Here is a 4544-nt window from a genome sequence, read left to right as displayed (position 1 = left end):
CAGCGCGGTCCTCCCGGGAGCAAGAACGGAGCGAGGGAACCCCGGAGCGAAGCGCAGGGGCCGGATGAACGGAGCGGAACGGTTTTGCCTACTTTTCCCTAGAGAAAAGTAGGTCGCCGTAAAGGCGAAAAGGTGACTAAATGTCGACATCACCTACGAATGCGCATACAAAAACCAAAACAATCACCACGGAACCAGAGCCAGAACAAAAACCCTACCCCAAAGCCCTCTCCACAGCCCCCACCACCAAACTCTCCATCAACCCAACCCCCTCCACCTCACCCAGCCCCTTCCCCCGCAACATCCCAGGCAACTGGTTCAACAGCGTCGCCAGCACATGCCCGGTAGCCGCGAGAACCTCCACCCCCAACCGCGCCTGTGGCGCAATCAACCGCAAAAGCCCGGTTTCATAGCGCTCCCGCAAGCCCGCCAGCCGCGCCTGCTGCTCCCCGGTCAGGCAGCAGACATCCCGCTCGGCCAGACGAAACTGCAAAGGCCGCTCCGCATGCAACTGCCAGTGCGCGGCAATCAGGCAAGCCAGCACCGGCCGACCCTGGGCCCGCGCCCGACGGCCCAGGTCCAGGGTGGCCTGCAACTCCTCGTACAACTCCTCGATCAAGTCATACAAGAGGTCCTGCTTGCTGGGGAAATGGTGGTACAGCGAGCCCGCGGTCAAGCCCACGTGCGCCGCCAGCTCACGCATGCTGACCTGGCCGAAGCCTTTCTCGGCGAACAGGGCCATGGCCCGGTCACGCCGCTCCTCGAAGTTGGCGCAGCGCAGCGCCGCGTTGACCGGGGGCATGGCGCGGCTCCGTCAGTAGGTGAAGAAGCCGCGACCGCTCTTGCGCCCCAGGTAGCCGGCGGCAACCATCTCCTTGAGCAGCGGGGCGGGGCGGTACTTGCTGTCGTTGAAGCCCTCGTGGAAGGCCTCCATGATCGCCAGCAAGGTGTCCAGGCCCACCAGGTCGGCCAGGGCCAGCGGGCCGATCGGCTGGTTGCAGCCCAGGCGCATGCCGGTATCGATGTCCTCGGCGCTGGCCAGGCCTTCCTGGAACACGAAGATCGCCTCGTTGATCATCGGCACCAGGATCCGGTTGACCACGAAGCCCGGACGGTTGCCAGCGGTGATCGGGGTCTTGCCGAGCTTTTCGGTGACCAGCAGCGCCTGGGCGTAGGTCGCATCGCTGGTCTGCAGGCCCCGGATGATCTCGACCAGCGCCATCATCGGCACCGGGTTGAAGAAGTGCACGCCGATAAAACGCTGCGGCTGCTCGATGCTGGCCGCCAGCTGGGTGACTGACAGCGACGAAGTGTTGGTCGCGATCAGGCACTCGGCGCCGACATTGGCGGCCACCTGCTGCAGGATGCGCTGCTTGAGGGCGAGGTTTTCGGTGGCCGCTTCGATTACCAGCTGCGCGTCCGCCAGCTGGGCGTAGTCGGTGCTGGTGCGGATGCGCGCCTTGGCCGCGCTGGCCTTGTCGGCGTCGATGGTGCCCTTGCCGACCTGGCGTTCGAGGTTCTTGCCCAGGGTCGCCACGCCGCGCTCCAGCGCGGCGTCGGAGACGTCCACCAGCAGGACCTGGTAGCCGGCCAGTGCGCACACCTGGGCGATGCCGTTGCCCATGGTGCCGGCGCCGATCACGGCGATGCGTTCGATGTTCATGTTGCTGACTCCTTTCAGACGCGTTCGAAGATGACGGCGATGCCTTGGCCGCCGCCGATGCACATGGTGGCCAGGGCGTAGCGGCCCTGGACGCGGTGCAGTTCATGGATGGCCTTGGTGGCGATGATCGCCCCGGTGGCGCCGACCGGGTGGCCGAGGGAAATGCCCGAGCCGTTGGGGTTGACCTTCTCCGGGTCGAAGCCCAGGGCCCGGGCCACGGCGCAGGCCTGGGAGGCGAAGGCTTCGTTGGACTCGATCACGTCCAGGTCGGCGACCTTCAAACCGGCTTTTTCCAGCACCTTCTGCGTGGCCGGGATCGGGCCCAGGCCCATCAGCGCTGGCTCCACCCCGGCGTGGGCGTAGGCGACGATGCGCGCCAGCGGTTGGAGGCCCTCGCGGCGTACGGCGTCACCCGTGGCCAGGACCAGGCCGGCGGCGCCGTCGTTGATGCTGCTGGCGTTGCCGGCGGTGACGGTGCCGTCCTTCTTGAACACCGTTTTCATGGCCGCCAGCTGTTCGGCGCTGGCATCGCCGCGCACGTTCTCGTCCACGGCGAACTGCACGGGGCCTTTGCGGGTCTTGATCTCGATCGGCACGATCTGGCCGTCGAAACGGCCCTCGGCGATGGCGCGGGCGGCGCGGCGCTGGCTGGTCAGGGCGACCTCGTCCTGCATCTCGCGGCTGATGCCGTGGGCCGCCGCAACGTTCTCGGCGGTGATGCCCATGTGGAAGTGTTCGAACGGGTCCTGGAGGATGCCGACCATGTAGTCGATGCCCTGCAGGTCGCCCATGCGCGCACCCCAGCGGGCCTGTGGCAGCAGGTAGGGACCGCGGCTCATGGATTCGGCGCCGGCGGCCAGGGCGATATCGCTGTCGCCCAGCAGCAGGCCTTGGGTGGCCGAAACGATGGCTTGCAGGCCCGAGCCGCACAGGCGGTTGACACTGAAGGCCGGGGTTTCCTTGGGGATGCCGGCGTTCATTGCGGCGACCCGGCCCAGGTAGGCGTCGCGCGGCTCGGTGGGGATCACGTTGCCCATTACCACATGGCCGATCTGCTCGGCGGCGACGCCCGAACGCTCGATGGCGGCGCGGGTCACCTGGGTGGCGAGGTCGGCCAGGGGCAGGTCCTTGAGCGAACCGCCGAAGCTGCCGATGGCCGAACGTACCGCGCTGACGACGAAGATTTCTTTGCTGCTCATGGGGGGCTCCGTTTGCGAAGGCGTGGCGGGGTGGGGGTGGCTCTGCGAGAATGGCGGCCGCACCCTCCCGGGGTGGATCGAGTCTAGGCAAAGGCCTTCAGGTGGCCTATGCCGGATCTGTTCAATCAACCTGGCATTTTTTGCCACTCAGCATAGACAGCGGACTTCTGCCATGCGCGATAGCGATACGGTCGCGGTGTACTTCCTCAATGCCATGCTCCACGCCCTGCGTGAGCGGCCACAGGCACGCGACGCCCATCTGCGGGCGGTGGGCATTGATCCGCAGGTGCTGGCCGAGCCCCTGGCGCGGGTGCCGGCCAAGGCATTCGCCCAACTGTGGCTGGCGCTGATCGACGAGCTGCACGACGAGTTCTTCCACCTTGACAGCCACGGCATGCCCCTGGGCAGCTTCGCCCTGATCTGCCGCGGGCTGATCCAGGAACCCACCCTGGGCAAGGCACTGCGCCAGTGCCTGGGCAGTTTCGCCCTGTTCCTGCGCGACCTGAACGGCAGTGTCACGGTGCGCGGCGCGCGCGCGGTGATCAGTGTGCAGTCGAACATCGCCGATCCGCTGACCCGGGTCTATGCCGAGGAAACCTACCTGGTGCTGGTGATCGGCTTGTTGTGCTGGCTGGCGGGAAGGCGCATCGCCATCGACCGCACCGAGCTGGCCCTGGCGCGGCCCGCGCAGGAGGATGATGCGTTGCTGTGGGGGCCGGACCTGCGTCTGGGCAGCGGGCGTACCGAGGTCGAGTTCGACAGCGCCTGGCTGCGTCTGCCAGTGGTGCAGGACCTGGCGGCGCTGAAGGGCTTCCTGCGCAGCGCGCCGCAGGGGCTGGTGATCCGCTTTCGCAACCAGAACGGCCTGGTGGCCGAGGTCTACCGCCACCTGCGCGCCCGCCACTACGGGCAGTGGCCGACCCTCAACGCCATGGCCGAGCGGCAGGGGCTTAGCGCCAGCAGCTTCCGCCGCCGGCTGGAGCGGGAAGGGCGCTCGTACCAGCAGATCAAGGACGAGGTGCGTCGAGCAATGGCTTTCGAGCTGCTGCGCGAAGGGCGCCTGAGCATTGCCGAGATTGCCGAGCACACCGGGTTCCAGGAGCCCAGCGCGTTTCACCGAGCGTTCAAGAAATGGACCGGGCAGAGTCCGGGCAGTTACCGGGCCAAGGGGAAACATGATTCGTGGTGTAATACGTAGTACGTAATATCCCGTTTCGTCGAGCACCTCGAAAGATCAGCACCCAATCAAGAAAACATTTCTTTTTGTTGCCTTGGCGCCGACTCGCATGGTTATCATCCGCCAGCGCGCGGGGCCAGGAGCCCGGCGCCAATGGATCGCCGCTGACCCACAGGTCACCGGTACCGCAGCCGAAGGGACCACCCAGGCTCAACGCTCGTGGCCCTTCCACGCCCCCCCATAAGGATGGTGAGGTTTCAATTGGTCACGCAGTCTGGAATCGTAGATATGACGGGCCGTGCGCCCGTAGTCGCTGCTCTTCCCATCACGTGCGCTGCCGCCCGGCCGCACGGCGTCCCGCCCACCACTCCCGCTCGCAACGGTGTAGCGCTCGGCCCCTGATCGCCGACGCATGACCGCCCCGGCCCGATGGCCGGGCCCGACAGGCAGGACGCCCGTCGTCCTGCACGTCCCATAAGAACAATACTCATGGATGGCAGCCTCG

At 66.6% G+C, this 4544-nt stretch carries 4 protein-coding genes; 1 reads left to right on the top strand and 3 read right to left on the bottom strand.

Features of this window, described 5'->3' with window-relative positions; translation table 11 throughout:
* Positions 1–214: 214 nt before the first annotated feature.
* Genes HU735_RS21990 through HU735_RS21980 form a run of 3 tightly spaced genes read right to left on the bottom strand, consistent with a single transcriptional unit; the run spans position 215 to position 2862 of the window.
* Positions 215–802 (bottom strand): TetR/AcrR family transcriptional regulator, encoded by a 588-nt coding sequence (locus HU735_RS21990; RefSeq protein WP_186715305.1) that lies wholly within the window; start codon positions 800–802, stop codon positions 215–217.
* Between the two features lie 12 nt (positions 803–814).
* Complete coding sequence (locus tag HU735_RS21985) at positions 815–1663, bottom strand: 3-hydroxybutyryl-CoA dehydrogenase (RefSeq protein ID WP_186715304.1); 849 nt, start codon at positions 1661–1663, stop codon at positions 815–817.
* Between the two features lie 14 nt (positions 1664–1677).
* Positions 1678–2862: an acetyl-CoA C-acyltransferase family protein gene (locus tag HU735_RS21980; protein ID WP_186715302.1), complete on the bottom strand. Its 1185-nt coding sequence runs from the start codon at positions 2860–2862 to the stop codon at positions 1678–1680.
* Positions 2863–3034: 172 nt separating this feature from the next.
* Here HU735_RS21980 and HU735_RS21975 point away from each other — a divergent pair, with 172 nt between their 5' ends.
* Positions 3035–4060: an AraC family transcriptional regulator gene (locus tag HU735_RS21975; protein WP_186715300.1), complete on the top strand. Its 1026-nt coding sequence runs from the start codon at positions 3035–3037 to the stop codon at positions 4058–4060.
* Positions 4061–4544 lie beyond the last annotated feature (484 nt).

The sequence above is a fragment of the Pseudomonas sp. BW16M2 genome (genome assembly GCF_014268865.1).
Classification (GTDB): domain Bacteria; phylum Pseudomonadota; class Gammaproteobacteria; order Pseudomonadales; family Pseudomonadaceae; genus Aquipseudomonas; species Aquipseudomonas peradeniyensis.
This window is presented reverse-complemented; position numbering and strand designations above follow the sequence as displayed.